The 16,720-nt window shown below is 72.7% G+C and carries 14 protein-coding genes; 8 read left to right on the top strand and 6 right to left on the bottom strand.

From position 1 onward, the window contains the following. The first annotated feature begins 47 nt into the window (after positions 1–47). Genes ACQP00_RS34865 through ACQP00_RS34850 form a run of 4 tightly spaced genes read left to right on the top strand, consistent with a single transcriptional unit; the run spans position 48 to position 3,328 of the window. Positions 48–998, top strand: a complete 951-nt coding sequence (locus ACQP00_RS34865; protein ID WP_433203845.1) for an ABC transporter substrate-binding protein — start codon at positions 48–50, stop codon at positions 996–998. Then, on the top strand, positions 995–1,771 hold the full coding sequence (locus tag ACQP00_RS34860; protein ID WP_433203842.1) for an ABC transporter permease: 777 nt from the start codon (positions 995–997) through the stop codon (positions 1,769–1,771). Before ACQP00_RS34865 ends, ACQP00_RS34860 begins: the two co-directional genes overlap by 4 nt. After that, entirely contained in the window at positions 1,768–2,529 is a 762-nt protein-coding gene (locus ACQP00_RS34855; RefSeq protein ID WP_433203839.1) for an ABC transporter permease, read from the top strand. Before ACQP00_RS34860 ends, ACQP00_RS34855 begins: the two co-directional genes overlap by 4 nt. Further along, positions 2,516–3,328 (top strand): ABC transporter ATP-binding protein, encoded by an 813-nt coding sequence (locus tag ACQP00_RS34850; RefSeq protein ID WP_433203836.1) that lies wholly within the window; start codon positions 2,516–2,518, stop codon positions 3,326–3,328. The genes ACQP00_RS34855 and ACQP00_RS34850 overlap by 14 nt, the downstream gene beginning before the upstream one ends. Here the strand turns inward: ACQP00_RS34850 and ACQP00_RS34845 are convergent. After that, positions 3,284–3,811 carry a helix-turn-helix domain-containing protein gene (locus tag ACQP00_RS34845; RefSeq protein WP_433203833.1) on the bottom strand — a complete coding sequence of 176 codons (528 nt, stop codon included), beginning with the start codon at positions 3,809–3,811 and terminating at the stop codon, positions 3,284–3,286. The genes ACQP00_RS34850 and ACQP00_RS34845 overlap by 45 nt on opposite strands. Positions 3,812–3,847: 36 nt before the next feature. On the opposite strand from ACQP00_RS34845, the gene ACQP00_RS34840 reads away from it, so the two are divergent. Beyond that, entirely contained in the window at positions 3,848–4,744 is an 897-nt protein-coding gene (locus tag ACQP00_RS34840) for an alpha/beta fold hydrolase (protein ID WP_433203830.1), read from the top strand. Positions 4,745–4,770: 26 nt separating this feature from the next. Next, positions 4,771–5,334, top strand: coding sequence for a CGNR zinc finger domain-containing protein (locus tag ACQP00_RS34835; protein ID WP_433203827.1), 564 nt, complete (start codon positions 4,771–4,773; stop codon positions 5,332–5,334). A gap of 1 nt (position 5,335) precedes the next feature. On the opposite strand, the gene ACQP00_RS34830 is transcribed toward ACQP00_RS34835, so the two are convergent. From ACQP00_RS34830 to ACQP00_RS34820, 3 genes are read right to left on the bottom strand one after another with little or no spacing between them, the layout of a single operon-like run. Next, positions 5,336–6,535 (bottom strand): sugar efflux transporter, encoded by a 1,200-nt coding sequence (locus ACQP00_RS34830; RefSeq protein ID WP_433203824.1) that lies wholly within the window; start codon positions 6,533–6,535, stop codon positions 5,336–5,338. A gap of 9 nt (positions 6,536–6,544) precedes the next feature. Beyond that, positions 6,545–7,519, bottom strand: a complete 975-nt coding sequence (locus ACQP00_RS34825) for a DNA polymerase domain-containing protein (protein WP_433203821.1) — start codon at positions 7,517–7,519, stop codon at positions 6,545–6,547. Positions 7,520–7,521: 2 nt separating this feature from the next. After that, positions 7,522–8,418 (bottom strand): NAD(P)/FAD-dependent oxidoreductase, encoded by an 897-nt coding sequence (locus ACQP00_RS34820; protein WP_433203818.1) that lies wholly within the window; start codon positions 8,416–8,418, stop codon positions 7,522–7,524. Positions 8,419–8,484: 66 nt separating this feature from the next. Here ACQP00_RS34820 and ACQP00_RS34815 point away from each other — a divergent pair, with 66 nt between their 5' ends. Together ACQP00_RS34815 and ACQP00_RS34810 are read left to right on the top strand one after the other, a co-directional pair. After that, on the top strand, positions 8,485–9,045 hold the full coding sequence (locus ACQP00_RS34815) for a helix-turn-helix domain-containing protein (RefSeq protein WP_433203815.1): 561 nt from the start codon (positions 8,485–8,487) through the stop codon (positions 9,043–9,045). Positions 9,046–9,110: 65 nt separating this feature from the next. Next, positions 9,111–11,060 carry a glycosyltransferase family 39 protein gene (locus ACQP00_RS34810; protein ID WP_433203812.1) on the top strand — a complete coding sequence of 650 codons (1,950 nt, stop codon included), beginning with the start codon at positions 9,111–9,113 and terminating at the stop codon, positions 11,058–11,060. 488 nt (positions 11,061–11,548) lie between these two features. Here ACQP00_RS34810 and ACQP00_RS34805 read toward each other — a convergent pair whose 3' ends face one another. Next, complete coding sequence (locus ACQP00_RS34805) at positions 11,549–15,130, bottom strand: DUF4132 domain-containing protein (RefSeq protein WP_433203809.1); 3,582 nt, start codon at positions 15,128–15,130, stop codon at positions 11,549–11,551. 44 nt (positions 15,131–15,174) lie between these two features. Then, on the bottom strand, positions 15,175–16,695 hold the full coding sequence (locus ACQP00_RS34800; protein WP_433203806.1) for an MDR family MFS transporter: 1,521 nt from the start codon (positions 16,693–16,695) through the stop codon (positions 15,175–15,177). Between the last annotated feature and the right edge of the window lie 25 nt (positions 16,696–16,720).

Genomic DNA, 16,720 nt, shown 5'->3' with positions numbered 1-16,720 from the left:
ACGAGATTACCGTTCCGCCCAGGTTCGCCTCCGAAAGGCGGAAGTCCATGCGGAGCAAGGTTCTCGTCCCCGTCCTCGCCGCGCTCGCCGTCCTGACCGCCTGCGGCTCGGACGCCACCCCCGCCACGAGTCAGCCCGGGACCCCCGACAAGGTCAAGGTCGGCGTCATCCCGATCGTCGACGTCGCCCCGATCTACCTCGGCAAGGCCCAGGGCTTCTTCAGCAAGCGCAACATCGACCTCACCATGGAGCAGGCCCAGGGCGGCGCCGCGATCGTGCCCGGCGTCATCTCCGGGCAGTACCAGTTCGGCTTCAGCAACATCGTCTCGCTGCTCGTCGCCGGCCAGCAGAAGGTCCCGATCAAGGTCGTCGCCAACGGGGTCAACTCCACCGGCGACCCGGCCAAGGACTTCGGCCAGCTCCTCGTCAAGGACCCGGCCATCAAAACGGCCAAGGACCTCGAAGGCAAGACGGTCGCCACGAACACCGTGAAGAACATCGTCGACACCTCCGTCAAGGAGATCGTGCGCAAGGCGGGCGGCGACCCGGCGAAGGTGAACTTCGTCGAGCTCGCGTTCCCCGACATGGGCGCGGCCCTGGACGCCGGGCGGGTGCAGGCGATGTTCGTCGTCGAGCCGTTCCTCGCCCCGGCCCTGGCCAAGGGCGGCCGCTCGCTCGGCGGCTACGCGGACGTCGACCCGAAGCTGTGCGTCGCCGCGTACTTCACCTCGACCCAGCTCACCGCCCAGAACCCGGACCTCGTCAAGCGGTTCACCGAGGCCATGCAGGAGTCGCTCGCCTACGCCGACGCGCACGCGGACGCGGTGCGGCAGACCGTCCCGACGTACACCCAGATCAAGGCCGACGCGGCGGGCGCCATGACGCTGCCGAAGTGGGCCGCCACCGTCGACACGGCGTCGGTGGGCAAGATGAACCAGCTGCTCGTCACCAACGGCGTGCTGAGCGCCCCGGTCGACACGACGAAGCTGCTGCCGTGATCAAGGGCGCGCTGGGTGCGGCGGGTCTCGCGGGATTCGCCGTCCTCCTGGAGGTGCTGCCGCGGCTCGGACTGCTGCCGCGGCAGCACTTCCCGCCGTTCAGCGCCATGTGTACCGCCCTCGCCCAGCAGGCCGCCCGCCGCTCCTTCTGGACCGCGGTCGCCGGCACCCTCGAGATCTGGTTCCTGGGGCTGGCCATCGCCGTGGTGGCCGGGATCGCGCTCGGCATCGTCATCGGCTCGGTCCCGGTCCTGCGCGCCGCGACCGCCTCCACCATCGAGTTCCTGCGGCCGATCCCGTCGGTGGCGCTGCTGCCCCTGGCGGTCGTGCTGTTCAGCGCCCCGCTGCGCTCGATCCTGCTGCTCGTGGTCTACGCGAGCTTCTGGCAGGTGCTCATCCAGGTCCTGCACGGCGTGGCCGACGTCGACCCGGTGGCCCGCGAGACCGCCGACTCGTACCGGCTGAACCGCTGGCAGCGGTCGAGGCACCTGGTGTGGCCGACCGCGCTGCCGTACGCGCTGACCGGCATCCGGCTGGCCACGGCCGTCGCGCTGGTCCTCACCGTCACCGGCGAGCTGTTCATCGGCGGCACCGACGGGCTCGGCGAGCAGCTGTCCCTGGCCCGCAACAGCGGCGACGACGGGGTGGCGGTCATGTACGCGCTCGTCATCGTGGCCGGGCTGCTCGGCGTGGCGGCGAACCTGATCACCCGGCGCGCGGAGCGGGCGGTGCTGGCGTGGCATCCGTCGGTACGCCGGGAGGTCGCCCTGTGAGGCGGCTCCTGCTCGCCGTGGCGCTGCCGGTGGTGCTGCTGGCCGCCTGGTGGTTCGCGAGCGCGGGCAGCACCGACTTCTACCAGCCGCCCCTGGAGACGATCGTGCGCGCGTTCCCGGACACGTGGACGCCGCACCGCCTGCGCGCCGACGTGCTGCCGAGCGTGCTGCGCCTGGTCGCCGGCTACGGCCTCGCGGTCGTCCTCGGCGTCGCGCTCGGGCTGGCGATCGGCGGCAGCCGGACCATGCGCGCGGTGTGCGAGCCGGTGCTGGAGTTCCTGCGGGCGGTACCGCCGCCGATGCTCGTGCCCGTGCTCATCCTGCTGGCCGGGTTCACCGACCGCACCAAGATCCTGGTGATCGTCTTCGGCGCGATCTGGCCGGTGCTGCTCAACACCGTCGAGGGCGTGCGCGGCGCCGACGAGGTGCTCGCCGACACCTGCCGCACCTACCGCATCCGGGGCGGGCTGCGGCTGCGCGCGTTCGTGCTGCGCGCGGCCAGCCCGCAGATCGTCGTCGGGGCCCGCCAGGCGCTGTCGATCGCGATCATCATGATGGTCATCGGCGAGCTGCTCGGCACCACGAACGGGCTCGGGTACGTCATCATCGACTTCCAGCGGACGTACCAGATCCCGCAGATGTGGAGCGGCGTGTTCGTCCTCGGCCTGCTCGGGGTGGCCCTGTCGGCGCTGTTCGCCCTGGCCGAGCGGCGCATCCTGCACTGGTACCACGGGAGGAACGCCGTTGCTCGACGTTGAGGCCCTCGCCAAGACCTACGACGGGCACGGCCGGCGGGTCGAGGCCCTGGCCGACATCACGCTGCACGTCGGCGCGGGCGAGTTCGTGTGCGTCGTCGGCCCGTCCGGCTGCGGCAAGACGACCCTGCTGCGCTGCCTCGGCGGCCTGCTGGCGCCCACGTCCGGCGCGGTCCGGGTCGGCGGCGCCGCGGTCACCGGCCCGCCCGACGGCCTGGCCATCGTCTTCCAGGAGTACGGCCGCAGCCTCATGCCGTGGCTGCGCGTCGCCGACAACGTCGAGCTGCCGTTGAAGGCCAAGCGGCTGCCGAAGGCCGAGCGGCGCCGGCTCGTCGCCGAGGCCCTGGCCGCGGTCGGCCTGGCCGATGCCGGGCGCGCGTACCCGTGGCAGCTCTCCGGCGGCATGCAGCAGCGGGTGGCGATCGCCCGGGCCATCGCGTTCCAGCCGCGGGTGCTGCTCATGGACGAGCCGTTCGCCGCCGTCGACGCCCAGACCCGCGCCGACCTCGAGGACCTGGTCCGCTCGGTCTGGCGGGCGACCGGCGTGACGCTGCTGTTCGTCACCCACGACATCGACGAGTCGGTCTACCTGGGCCAGCGGGTGGTGATCCTCTCGGCGTCGCCGACCCGGGTCCTGGAGGACCTCCCGGTGGGCCTGCCGGCGGAGCGCGACCAGCTCACCACCCGCGCCGACCCGCGCTTCGTGGAGCTGCGCACGCACATCTACGGGCGGATCCGGTCAATCGCGCAGGGGAAATCAATCGCGCAGGGGAAACAGGATCGGGCTCAGCAGGTACTGTGACCGCCCCGGACCGGGCCCGTTCGCAATCTGCGGCACGATCCCGGCCCGCATGCCCTCGATCAGCGCCGCCCGCTCGTCGTCGGTGAGCCAGACCGCGTGCTGGCGGTAGCCGACCTGGTCGCGCGCCGGGTCGGCGGCCGGATCGTCGAGATACGCCTGGTACTCGGCCAGCAGCGCCGCCATCGACGCCGCGAACGCCCGCCGGTGCTCGTCCACGGTCGCCGTGGCCGCGCGCTCGGCGGTGACCGCCGCGCGGGCCGGCTGCAGGCGGTAGTGCCGCTCGACGAAGCCGCGCACCCGCTGCTGCCCCGACTCCTCCAGGATGCCGGCGTCGGCGAGCAGGGCCACGTGGCGGTACACGGTGGCCTTGGAGGCGTCGGCGATCCGCTCGCACAACTGCTGCGTGGTCAGGCTGCGCCCGCCCGAGAGCGCGTGCACGATCCGCAGCCGCACCGGGTGGAGCAGGAGCTCGACGGGGTCCATTGGCTAATGTTCGCACACCTGATAATGTTCGCATCCATGAGAACAATGCCACGGGGAGCGCTCGTCGAGGCGGGCGGGCGGAAGATCGCGGTGTACCGGGCCGGGACGGGCGCGCCGCCGGTCGTGCTGCTGCCGGGCGCGGGGCTGGTCGGGCTCGAGTACGACAACCTGCTCCAGGCGTTCGGCGAGCTGACCACGGCGATCGCCTACGACCGGGCCGGCACCGGCTGGAGCGACGACATCGCGCTGCCCCGCACTGCCGCCGCCGTGGCCGGCGAGCTGCGCGAGGTGCTGCGGGCCGCCGACGTCGCCGGGCCCTACGTGCTCGCCGGGCACTCGATGGGTGCGGTGTACGCCCGCCGGTTCGCCCAGCTGTTCCCGTCCGACGTGGCCGGGCTGCTGTTCCTCGACCCCGGCCACGAGGACATCCTGCGCTTCATGCCGCCCGAGGTGGTCGCGCTCAACGAGCGGATGAAGCCCACCTGGGACGCGCTGCCGGAGCTGACCCCCGAGCAGATCCAGGCTTCCCGCACCGCCCTGCGGCAGTTGTACGCCCAGTGGCCCGACGACGTCCGCGACCCCCTCGTCGAGCACCGCCTGACGCACTGGCGCACCGGCCTGGCCGAGGGGCGCAACCTGGAGGACGAGGTCTACGCCGAGCTGGCCGCCGGCGGGCCGCTGCCGGACGTGCCGCTGATCGTGCTGACGGCGGCCGACGAGAACCCGTTCTGGGTCCAGCACATGCCGCCGGAGCTGCTCGAACGGGCCCATGCCGGGGTGCGTGACCTGCACGCGGCAATCGCGGCCTCGGTCCCCCGCGGTGAGCGGCGCTTCGTGCCGGGGGCCTCGCATCAGTACCTCCACGTGCAGCAGCCCGGGCCGGTCCTCGCCGCGCTGCGCGACATGCTGGAGGCGGTGCGGGGTACCGGTTAAACCGGTGTTCGGGTTAGGGTGTCCGGATGGCAGAACCCTTCCGCCTGGGTACCGGCCGCCTCTGTCTCGACTTCACCCGCACGCTGCGCCATCGCGGCACCGGGCACGCCGTCGAGGAGCTGCCCGACGGGCCGTCGCTGGCCGCGTGGGTCGGCCTGTGCGGACCCGTCCGGCCGGCGCCGGGCAGCGTCGTCCCCGCCCCGATCGTGCGTGACGCCCAGCAGCTGCGCGAGGCCGTGTTCGCGCTCATCGCCGCCGCGCGCACCCCGGGCGGCGCGGCGGCCGCGGGCGAGGAACCGCGCGAGCGGGTCAACCAGGCCGCGTCGCGCTCGGTGCCGGTCCCGGCCCTGCAGGAGGGGGGCGAGCTGCGGTGGTACGCCAACGACGCCGTCACCGGCACCCTCGCCCTCATCGCCCGCGACGCCCTCGACCTGGTCACGTCGCCGGCGGTGGAGCGCATCCGGGAGTGCGCCGACCCGGCGTGCAACACGCTGTTCCTGGACCTGTCGCGGCCCGGGAGCCGGCGCTGGTGCTCGATGGAGAGCTGCGGCAACCGGGCCAAGAAGCAGCGCCGCCGGGTCGCCGTCTGAGTTACGGCGCGGGCGTGGCCGGATGGCGGCGTGAGGTCGCGACCAGCATGACGAAGCCGAGGCCGCACAGCACCGCCGCGGAGATGTAGGCGTAGCGGTAGCCGAGGTCGGCCGAGACCCCGAGCAGCGGCCCGGCCAGCAGCGCGGCGACCGGGAACGCGTTGCCCGCCAGGGTGGCCGCACGGCCGGGCTCGCCGGGCAGGAGCTCCTGGACGTACGAGATGCCAAGCCCTTGCACGGCGGCGATGAAGGACGCGTTGAGGATCTGCAGCGCCGCGATCTGCCAGCTGTGGGTGACCATCGCGACGAGCGCGTAGTACACGACGCCGACCCCGGCCCCGAGGATGATCAGGCGGCGCAGGGGATAGCGGGTCGACAGCGCGCCGAAGCCGAGCATCAGCGGGATCTCCAGCGCCGCGCACAGCCCCAGGATCAGGCCCGCGTCGCGCACCTCGGCGTGCAGGACATGGCTCAGGTACAGCGACATCGCCTGCACGTTGAGCACGCCCGCGGCCTGCATGACGGCGAACGCGGCCACCGTCGCCCAGACGATCAGGCCGGCCCGGCGCGCCGGGGGCCGCTCGGCGTGGGCGGGCGGCGAGACCTCACCGAGGCGCAGGTACACGACGGCGGCCGCGATCAGGTACATGGCCGCCGCGGTGAGGTACAACACCCGGAACCCGCCGGCCTGCAGCAGCAGCGCGGCCACCGGCGGCCCGGCCACCCACGCGACCGAGAACACCATGCGCAGCGTGCTGATCGCCATCGCCGCGCGGGTCGAGCCGCGCTGGGAGAGCACCTCGCGGGCGTACGCGAACGACTGCGGGAACAGCGCGCCGCTCAGGGCCGTGAGCGTCATGGTGAGGGCGAGCAGCAGCCAGTACTCCCGGACGAACGCGGTCGCCGTCGCACCCGCGAACCCGGCCAGGGCGGCGGTGAGCAGCAGCCGGCGGCGGATCGGGCGCCGGTCGGAGAGCCGGCCCAGCAGCGACGACGACACCATCGAGGCGACCGGCCCGGCGACCAGGAACGCGCTGACCATGACCGGCCGGGCGTGCACCTCGGTGGTCAGGAACAGCGCCAGGAACGGCCCGACGACCGCCACCGACATGCCGACGAAGAAGAAGATGACGCCGAGCGGAATCAGCGCGCGCTGGGTGCCGCTGCTGGCCGGTGCCTCGGTACTAACGCCTGAAACCACGTTCGCACCTTACTCGATCTCCGGTTCGACCTCCGCCTTGCGCTTGGCCCGGGCCCGCCGCTTGCCCTCGTGCATGGCCTGGACGCGGGCCACCGGGATGGTGTGGCCCTCGGCGATCAGGTCCTCCGGGATCGCCTGCGGCGGCGGCATCTGCGCGGCCCACGGGTCGGCGTCGCCGAGCAGCCCCGGCGCCGTGTGGACGGTGAAGTCGCGCGGGCTGACCCCGTCGAGGTCGTCCCAGCCCAGCGGGAACGAGACCGGGCAGCCGGGGCGCAGGCGCGGGCTGTACGCGCACACGACCGTCGTCGCCCCGCCCACCCGGGTCGCGTCGAGGAACACCTTGCCGTGCCGGTCCTCGCGGATGAACGCGGTCGTGGCCAGCACCGGGTCGAGCTGTTCGGCGCGGGCGGCGATGGCCCGGGTCGCGGCGGCCACGTCCTCCATCGGCGCCGGCCGGATCGGCACGAAGATGTGCAGCCCCTTCGCGCCGCTGGTCTTCACCGCCCCGGCCAGCCCGGCCGCGTCGAGCGTCGCCCGGATCAGCATCGCGGCCCGCACGACCAGCCCGAAGTCGCCGCCCTCGGGCGGGTCGAGGTCGAGCACCAGGTGCGTCATGTGCGCGCCGCCGGCCGCGGTCACGAGCGTCGGGTGGTATTCCACGGCCCGCTGGTTGGCGAACCACAGCAGCGTGCGGCGGTCCTCGCACAGCGCGTAGGCCACGTCCCGCTTCGACGTCTCGGCCCACATGTGCACCGTCTTCACCCAGTCCGGCGTGTACTTGGGCACGTTCTTCTGCATGAACGACTCCTGCCCGCGCATGATCCGCACGACGGACAGGGGGCGATCGTGCAGTACCGGAAGGATGCGCTCCCGCACGGCGTCGAGGTAGTCGACGAGGTCGCGCTTGGTCGCCCCGGCCCCCTCGAAGATCGGCTGGTCGAGGTTGGTCAGCGCGACCCCGTCGCGTTCCTCGGCGGTGCTCACCGTCACACCGTAGCGGCTCCGGCGTCCAGCAGCAGGTCCATGTTGAGCGCGGCCCCGGCCTTCATCCCGCTCGCGGCCGCCCCGATGACCTGGCCCATGGGGTCGGCGAGGTTCCCGGCCACCCACACCCCCGGCACCGCGGTCTTGCCCATCGGGTCGGCCGCGATGTAGGTCGCCACCGGCAGCCCCTGCATCTCGAAGACGCTCGTCTCCAGGCCCAGATCTTGTACCGCCTCCATCCGGGCCGCGAGGGTCGTCTGCACCACCAGGGCGTTCCTGGGGACGAATTCGCCGGTCCGCAGGTGCACGCCGTGTTCCTCGACCCTCGCGACCAGCCCCTCGACGACCTTGACCTTCGCGGGCACGCCGGGGACGTCCTGCCCGTTGGTGAACAGGACCAGGTCGTCGGTCCACTGCGTCCACAGCAGCGCCGGGTGCGCGGCGAGCGGGCTGGTGGCGATGATGCCGACGGGCTGGTCCTGGACTTCCCAGCCGTGGCAGTACGGGCAGTGCAGCACCCAGTGCCCCCAGCCCTCCGCCAGCCCCGGGATGTCGGGCAGCGCGTCGACGACCCCGGTGGTCACCAGCAGCCGGCGCGCCCGGTAGCGCTCGTTCGCCGTTTCGACCTGGAAGTCGTCGCCGTCGCGGTACGCCCGGAAGACCTCCCCGTCGGCGAACTCCGCGCCGTACCCGCCGGCCTCCGCCCGCCCGATCCGCACCAGCTCGCGGGGCGCCACGTTCTCCCGCCCCAGGTAGTTGTGCACCCCCTCGGCGGGCGCGTTGCGGGGCTGCCCGCCGTCGATGACCAGGACCTTCCGCCGGGCCCGGGCCAGGGTCAGCGCCCCGCTCAGCCCGGCCGCGCCGCCGCCGATGACAATCACGTCGTACCGCTCACTCATGCCCCCGACGATGCCCCGCCGGTACCGTTCTGGCAAAGACCTTTGCTGAAATGGCAAACTGGGAGCATGGACGACCACGTCGGCCCGCGCCTGCGCCACCTCCGCGAGCAGCGCGGCGTCACCCTGACCGCGCTCTCCGCCGACACCGGCATCTCCGTGAGCACCCTGTCCCGCCTGGAGTCCGGCGGCCGCCGCCCGACCCTGGAGCTGCTGCTGCCCCTGGCCCGCGCGCACGGCGTGACCCTGGACTACCTGGCCGGCGCCGAACCCACGGCCGACCCGCGCGTGCACGCCAAGCCCCTGATCCGCCACGGCGTGACGCACATCCCGCTCACCCAGCGCCCGGGTGCCCCGATGGCCTTCAAGCTCATCTTCCCGCCGCGTACCCCGACCGAGCCCGCCCCCGAGCCGCAGACGCACGAGGGGTACGAGTGGCTGTACGTCCTCTCCGGCCGCCTGCGCTTCATCCTCGGCGAACACGACATGATGCTGCAGACCGGCGAGGCGGTCGAGTTCGACACCCGGGTCCCGCACTGGTTCGGCAACCCGACCGACTACGCCGTGGAGGTCCTGAGCCTCTTCGGCCCCCAGGGCGAACGCGTCCACGTCCGGGCTCGCTCCCGGTAGCGCTCACAGCTCGTTCGCAGCGTGCTTTGCAGGTCGCGACAGCCCAGGCCCGCAGAGTCGCCACCATGACCACCACGACGCTGCCCAGACCGCCCCGGACCGAGCCCGCGCCACCGGCCAGACCCGTGTCCGCCGGCCCCCGCCCGGTGTGGCAGCGCCCGGCCCTGGCCGCGCTGCTGGCGCTCACCGCGTTGCTGTACCTCTGGCGCCTCGGCGACTCCGGCTACGCCAACAGCTTCTACGCCGCCGCCGTCCAGGCCGGCACCCAGAGCTGGAAGGCCCTGCTGTTCGGCTCCCTGGACGCCGGCAACGTCATCACCGTCGACAAGCCCCCCGCCGCCCTATGGATCATGGGCCTGTCCGGCCGCATCTTCGGCTTCAACAGCTGGAGCCTCCTCGCCCCCCAGGCCCTGGAGGGCGTGGCCGCGGTGGCCCTGCTGTACGCCACGGTCAAACGCCACTTCGGCGCCGCCGCGGGCCTCCTGGCCGGAGCCGCCCTGGCCGTGACCCCGGTGGCCGTGCTCATGTTCCGCTTCGACAACCCGGACGCCCTGCTGGTGCTGCTCCTGGTGGCGGGCGCCTACTGCACCACCCGAGCCGTGGAGAAGGCCGCTCCCGGTTGGCTGGCCCTGGCCGCGACGGCGCTGGGCTTCGCGTTCCTGACCAAAATGCTGCAGGGCCTGCTGGTACTCCCCGGCTTCGCCCTGGCCTACCTCGTCGCCGCCCCGACCACGCTGTCGCGCCGCCTGCTCCACCTCCTGACCGCCGGCGCCATGCTGGTCGTGTCGGCGGGCTGGTTCGTCGCGTTGGTAGCCCTGTGGCCGGCGTCGTCCCGCCCGTACATCGGCGGCTCCACGAACAACAGCCTCCTGGAACTGGCCCTGGGCTACAACGGCCTGGGCCGCATCCTGGGCGGCAACGGCAACCGCGGCGGCGGTGGTGGTGGCGGTGGCTTTGGCGGTGGCGGGAATGTCGGGTTCGGCGGCTCGATGGGGCTCACCCGGCTGTTCGGCGACAGCATGGGGACCGAGATCAGCTGGCTTCTTCCGGCCGCGCTGATCGCTCTGGTGGCCGGCCTCTGGTTCACTCGCCGAGCGCCCCGGACGGACCTCACCCGGGCAGCCTTGATCGTCTGGGGCGGCTGGCTTCTGGTCACCGGGATCGTCTTCAGCTACATGTCCGGCACCATCCACCCGTACTACACGGTTGCTCTGGCTCCGTCGATCGCTGCCCTGGTGGCCATCGCGTCGCGCGAGCTGTGGCGCGCCCGTTCAGCCCTGGCGACGCGTCTGGTGCTGGCCGCGATGGTCTTCGCCACCGCGGCGTGGGACTTCGTCCTGCTGTCCCGCGACACGTCCTGGACCCCGTGGCTGCGCTGGACGGTTCTGGTGGTCGGCGGCGCGGCGGCCGTGGCGATCGCTACCCTGGCCGGCCATCGCGCTGAGTCCACCGCCACCACGACCTCGCGCGGTGGCCTGTCATTCGCCCGCCGCGCGACAGTGGTGGTAGTACTGGCGGCCGTCCTGGCCGGTTTCGGCGGCACCACAGCCTGGGGCTTGGCCACCGCGAACCAGCCCCACTCCGGCTCCATCCCCACGTCCGGCCCAACGTCCTCAGGCATGGGCGGCTTCGGCGGTGCCATGGGCGGCGGCAACGGCGGCGGAGGCATGGGCGTTTCAAGCAGCAGCATCGAGCTCACCACCCTCCTGAAGTCCACAACGACCAAGTGGGCAGCGGCAACGACCGGCGACCAGACGGCGGCCGAACTGGAACTCGCCACCGGCAAGTCCGTCATCGCCATCGGCGGCTGGGACGGCAGCGACCCCGCCCCCACCCTGGCCCAGTTCCAGGACATGGTCGCCAAGGGCCAGGTCGCCTACTACGTAGCAGGCGGCCGAGGCGGCGGCATGGGCGGCGGCATGGGCGGCGGCAACAGCGAGATCGCCACCTGGGTCGCCGCGAACTACACCGCCCAGACCGTCGGCAGCACCACGGTGTACAAGCTCACTTCCTGACCATCGCCCCGCGGCCCGTGCTCACCGCGGAGCATGTCGAACCGGCAACCAACCGCACATCCCTTCCCACGGCGCGCGCCCGGCCTGCACCACCAGCCCGGGCGCGCGCCGCCGCTCCCCACGCACACCGCCAAGCCCAGCCACACCAACTCCGGGCGCGCCACCGTGTCCGGGCACGGTGCCGAGTCCCGCGCTCCCCACGGGCGGAGCCAAGCTCAGCCGCACCAAAGTCCGGGCGCGCCACCGTGTCCGAGGCACGGTGCCGAGTCCCGCAACACGGCCCGCAGCAACATCCCGGGCGATCCGAGCTGTGCCCCGCGTTGACGTCGGCGATGCGCTGCTCCGCCTCCTCGCACGCCGCGCGCGCTTCCGTTCTCCGCGCGCTTCCGTTCTCCGTGCGCTTCCGTTCTCCGCGCGATGCCGCCGTTCTCCGCGCGATGCCGCCGTTCTCCGTGCGATGGCGCCGTTCTCCGTGCGATGGCGCCGTTCTACATGCAGGACTCTAAGTCCAACAAAACCTCCGAGGCCGAGGCGGCATCGAGCGCGGAGAACGGCACCGTGCGCCGCTCGGTCCATTCGCTGTCGCCGGCGGGCAGAATCCACACGTCGTGCAGGCGCTGCTCAGGGTGGTCGCTGGGCACGCCAAGGGTGATGCCCGGGTCGAGCTCGACGATCAGCCGCCGCCCGTCCGGCAGATCCCGTTCCATCCGGCCCTGATATCCGCCGTCGATGCCCGAGCGCCGCCAGCCTCGCCGTTCGAGCCCGAGCAACTTCACCGTCATCGCCCGCCGATCATCGAACCGCTCGAGGCGGACCGCGGCGGCCTCGTCAGGTTCCAGCCGAAGCACCTTGCGCTGCAACTGCTTGAACGGCTGCAGGATCCCGTAGTCGCCGAACATTTCCGCCCAGGCAGCAACGTCCAGCTCGACCGGGTGCGCCACGCCCACCACAGCGTCGTCCGGCAGCTCGAACGGCTCGTCCGCCCCATCCGCCAGCGTGCGGTCCTCAGCGATCCGGAACGCGGTGCCCGGCGCCTTGTCAGCGTTGTCGGTCTGGCTGTGGTCGTCGGCTGTCCGGTCCGCGGTGCCCGGCGTCTTGCCGGCGTTGTCGGGCAAGCCGTGGCCTCCCGGGTGGCGGTCCGCGAGATTGGGATCGCTGGAGGAAGCGTTCGAGGGCGGCGTCGGTCCTGGTCGCTCGTCGGTGATCCAGACCAGGCGGCGGGCCAGTTGCCACAGGAGTGGGTGCTGCAGGAAGACCAGGCGGAACTCGGCCGCGCTCCAGCGGCGGCCGGTGGCCATGGCCCATTCGAGGCGGCGTACCTGCTCCGTCGCGACCTTCCGCACGCCCTTCTTCGTCGCCGTGAAGCGGGCCTGGGCCTCGGCTGCGAGGTCGGCGTCGTCGCGGGCGGCCGGGGGCGGGAGGTCCTTGCGCCGGACGCCGTCCTCGTCGGCGACGTACGGCCGGAGCTGCTCGTCGAACCCGCCCACGAACCGCCGCGGGCCGTAGTCCAGGACCATCGTCGCGTCGGGGGCCAGATGGAAGTCGGGCACCAGCCGGTCGGCGAGCGCGTCGGCGGTGAGGCCCAGGTGCTCGGCGATCTCGGTCAGGTTGGCCTCGGCGCGGGACCGGACCGCCTTGGCCTTGAACTTGGACGCGATGTCGTGCAACTGGCGCAGGGCCGCCTCGGTGCCCATGTGCATGAGGGTGTCCAGGCCGATCGCGGCCCGCCGGTGCGCCCCCTCGTACGGCCACCGCTTCACCGCCTCCGCCAGGTCCTCGGCGGTCCGGTCGTCGCCCAGGAACGCCTGCGCGTCCATGGCCCAACTGTCCGGCGGCGGGGCGTCGGCCCCCTCCCAGCGGCACAGCAACTCCCAGCCGAACCGGGCCAGATCGTGCGGCTCGCACGCCTCCCGCACGAGGGCAATCCCCGCGTACGGGTCGCCCGGCTTCGACAACATCAGCATCGTCACCAGGTGCCCGGCCGCATCGACCGGCAGGGTTCCGGCGCCGCCGCGCAGCCGGACCGGGGGCAGCGAGGGCGGGTCGACCCACTCCGGCACCACCGGGATCCGGGCCGGGAGCGCCAGCAGCGGGTCGGCGTCGAGCAGGTCGCCGACCGCCGTTTCCGCCGTCGGACCGTATCCGGCCGCGGCCGCGAGCACCGTCTCCCGATGCCCGGCCCCGGCGAGGGTGACGAGCGCGGCCCCGGCCTGCCGGCGCGGCACGCCCGACTTTCCCAGCGCGACCGGGATCAGCGCCCGCGCCGCCTCCGCCGGATGGGCCCGCAGCCAGGCGAGGGCGATGCGCCGGGCCGCCTTGAGCCGGGCCAGCCAGTCCGCCATCATCAGCGCGATCTCGGGGCTGGTGAACGGCATCAGCGCCGCGCCGTCCGCCGGATACATCCGGGTGACGGTCATGACCAGCGGGTACGCGTCGACCCCGAACCGCGCCGCCGCCCGATCCAGCCAGGGGGCGTTGTAGCGCCCGCCGTTCGGCCGGTACGCGCCCAGCAGCGGCCGGGCCAGCTCCTCGTCCGCGGACAGGAAGAACCACTCGGCCTCCCAGTCGCGGACCCGCCCCTCACCGGTCCGCAGCCGCCGGGCGGTGTCCTCGTCGTCGCGGTACCGGTTGGGACCCGCCAGCCCGGCGACGATCCGTTCCCGTTCCCCGGGCGGCCATGCGGCGGCGGGCTCGTCGGGGCAGTGCAGGTCGAGCACGACCGGCCTGGCGGCCTTGCGACGCCGAAGCCACGGCGGGTCCACGAGCACCGCCGGCAACCCGCCGACCGGCACCCCTCCGACCGGCACCCCTCCGACCGGCACCCCTCCGACCGGCACCCGTCCGACGCCGCCGCTGTGAGCGAGGCCTGCGCCCGAGTCCGCCGCGGTCCCCGCCGACGTGTCCGCGTCCGCGCCTGTCCCCGTCATGGCATGCGTCCTAGCGCCTGCTCCGGCAACGGAGCCCACGCGCTTGCCGCCCGCGGAACTGGCCCGTTTGCTGGCTGCGGAGCTCGCGCGTTTGGCGGAGGCGGGGCTCGCGACTTTGACAGGAGCGGAACCCGCGCCGGCACCCGACCCCGCGCCGGCACCCGACCCTGCGCCGGCACCCGACCCTGCGCCGGCAACGGAGCCCGCACCAGAAGGGGAGCCGGAGCCGCCGGCCGGGCGCAGCCCGGGCGGCGCCAGCTCCGGATGCTTGGCCGCATGCCGCCGCAGCAGGTCCGCGACCTTCGGCTTGGCCGCCGAGGCCCGCAGCAGCCGCATCGCCCGAACCGGGAACCGGTCGGCCGCCGCCATGATCGCCGCCGCGACGCCACGCTGGGAGGCCTCGTCGACGAGGGTCTGGAACGCCCGATCGGTCGGGATGAAAGGCAGCACCGCGGCCATGTCCCGCACGTACTCCTCGACGCCCGCCATCGTGTACGCCACCGAGCGTCCGGTCCAGTGCTGCGCGTACACGTCCAGGACGCCGTCGCCGAGGCCCTCCGCGAGGGTGTGCAGCGTCTCCGGCTCCGCCATCAGCTCCTGGGCCTGGGTGGGGGCAAGCTTCGCCAGCACCGTCCGGGCCTGGTCCACAGTGGACACCGAGGACATCAGGAGCGGCGCGAGCGGGTGTTTGGCCGGCACCTTGTCGATGTCCTGCGCGACCCAGTCCGCCCCGGCCGGCGCCAGGAACGACACCGCGAGGCGGTGCTCGAGGGAGGCTTCGCGCTCGTGGCGCAGCGTCTGCACGGCCTCGGCGTACGCGTCGTCCGGGGCGATCGCCAGCGCCTCCCGCACCCGGGCGAGCAGGCGGCGCACCGCCGGGCCGGTGGGGTGTTGCGCGGCGAGGGTGAGGCAGGCGCGGAGGGCGAAGATCAGACCGTACCGGAGAAGAAAATGCTCGGCGAGGGACCGTCCGTCGACGTGTCGGGCGGGCGGCCATGCCCCGGCCGCGTCCTGCGGTGCGGCGACCGTGGGCTCGTGTGGCAGGGGGTCCTTGAGCGGTTCGCCGGCGACCGGTGAGCCGCCGCGACGGGGATGGATGCTGTGCCGCCACGACGCCGGGGCGGCGAAGAGGTCCTCGTTCACGGCCGTCACCCTAGCGACGACCTACGACATTTTTCGGCCGCACATCACGGGAGCTGCTCAATCTTCCGCGGGATGAGCATGATCGCGGCGAGCGCGCACACGCCGACGACCGCGAGGCCGACAAAGACGTTGTGGGTGGCCGCGTACAGGCTGGCGCGCACGTACTCGGCGACCTGTGCGGGCACGTCGCCGCCGCCGGGTTTGAGCACGATGCTCGTCGCGTCGGCGCCGGCTCCGAGGGAAGGCTTGACGTCCGGCGGAGCGGCCGCGAAGTGCCGGTCGAGGGTGGTGTTCGCGATCGCGCCGAACACCGCACCGCCGATCGCGCTGCCGATGGAGCGCGAGAACATGTTGGTGCCGGTCACCACGCCGCGGCGGTCCCAGCCCACGACGGACTGCACGGCGACCAGCGCTGGCGCCGAGGACAGACCGAGACCGACACCGATGACGAAGCAGGCGATCGACGTCATGGCGACCGTGGTGCGTTCGGAGAGTAGCGCGCACATGACGGTACCGACAATGATGATCGCGCCCCCGATCAGCGCGGTGTTGCGGAAGCCGATGCGCAGGTAGATGCGGCCGGAGAAGGTCGCCGCGATCGGCCAGCCGAGGGTCATCGCCGCGACCACGAACCCGGCGACCAGGGCACTTGTGCCGAGCACGCCCTGCGAGAAGTTCGGCACGTACGAGCTCAGGCCGATCACCATCGCACCGACGGTCAGCGCGGCGAGGTTGCCGCCGACGAGAGTACGGTGGCGGAAGACCCACAGCGGCAGCACGGGCTCCTCCGCGCGCCGCTCGACGAACACGAACGCGGTCACCATCGCCGCACCCAGCACGAAGATGACGATGCTCGGCGCGCTCACCCAGGCCCAGGTGATGCCGCCCTCGAGCGTGCCCAGGATCAGCAGCGTGCAGCCGCCGATGAGCAGCGCCGCGCCGAGGTAGTCGATGCGGTGCTGGCGACGCTCGACGTTCTCCTTCAAATGCCGCGCGAACATCCAGATCGCCCACAGGCCCAGCGGGAGGTTGACGAAGAAGATCCAGCGCCACGAGAGGAAGTCCGCGAACACGCCGCCGAGCGTGGGGCCGATGACGCTGGCCACGCCCCATACGCCGGCGACGTACCCTTGCACGCGCGCGCGTTCCTCGACCGAGTACAGGTCGCCGATGATCGTCATGCTGATCGGCTGGATCGCGCCCGCGCCGATGCCCTGCACCGCCCGGAAGATGATCAACGTCAGCATGCTCCACGCGAAGCCGCACAGCACCGAGCCGACCAGAAACACCGCGATGCCGAAGAACATGACGGGCTTGCGGCCGAGGACGTCGGCGAGCTTGCCGTACAGCGGCGTGGTGACGGCGGCGGTCAGCAGGTAGATCGAGAACAGCCACGGAAAGTGCGCGAAGCCGCCGAGGTCACGCACGACCGACGGTACCGCGGTGGCGATGATCGTGCTGTCCAGCGCGACCAGCCCGGTCGTCAGCATGACCGAGCCGAGCACCGGCCCGCGCTCCGAGCGCAGCCCCACGCCGGCGCGCTTGGTGAAAGTGGCCTCTTGCATTGCCACACCTTACGACGGCGCAGGT

Source organism: Dactylosporangium sp. CS-047395 (assembly GCF_050942185.1).
GTDB lineage: Bacteria > Actinomycetota > Actinomycetes > Mycobacteriales > Micromonosporaceae > Dactylosporangium.
Note: the sequence above shows the minus strand (reverse complement) of the source record. Positions and strands in the feature narration are given on the sequence as shown.

Excerpts from the sequence above, each read along its gene's own strand:
- ACQP00_RS34865 (WP_433203845.1), top strand. The coding sequence starts at position 48 with ATGCGGAGCAAGGTTCTCGTCCCCGTCCTCGCCGCGCTCGCCGTCCTG.
- ACQP00_RS34845 (WP_433203833.1), bottom strand. The coding sequence starts at position 3,811 with ATGGACCCCGTCGAGCTCCTGCTCCACCCGGTGCGGCTGCGGATCGTG.
- ACQP00_RS34840 (WP_433203830.1), top strand. The coding sequence starts at position 3,848 with ATGAGAACAATGCCACGGGGAGCGCTCGTCGAGGCGGGCGGGCGGAAG.
- ACQP00_RS34835 (WP_433203827.1), top strand. The coding sequence starts at position 4,771 with ATGGCAGAACCCTTCCGCCTGGGTACCGGCCGCCTCTGTCTCGACTTC.
- ACQP00_RS34820 (WP_433203818.1), bottom strand. The coding sequence starts at position 8,418 with ATGAGTGAGCGGTACGACGTGATTGTCATCGGCGGCGGCGCGGCCGGG.
- ACQP00_RS34815 (WP_433203815.1), top strand. The coding sequence starts at position 8,485 with ATGGACGACCACGTCGGCCCGCGCCTGCGCCACCTCCGCGAGCAGCGC.
- ACQP00_RS34810 (WP_433203812.1), top strand. The coding sequence starts at position 9,111 with ATGACCACCACGACGCTGCCCAGACCGCCCCGGACCGAGCCCGCGCCA.
- ACQP00_RS34800 (WP_433203806.1), bottom strand. The coding sequence starts at position 16,695 with ATGCAAGAGGCCACTTTCACCAAGCGCGCCGGCGTGGGGCTGCGCTCG.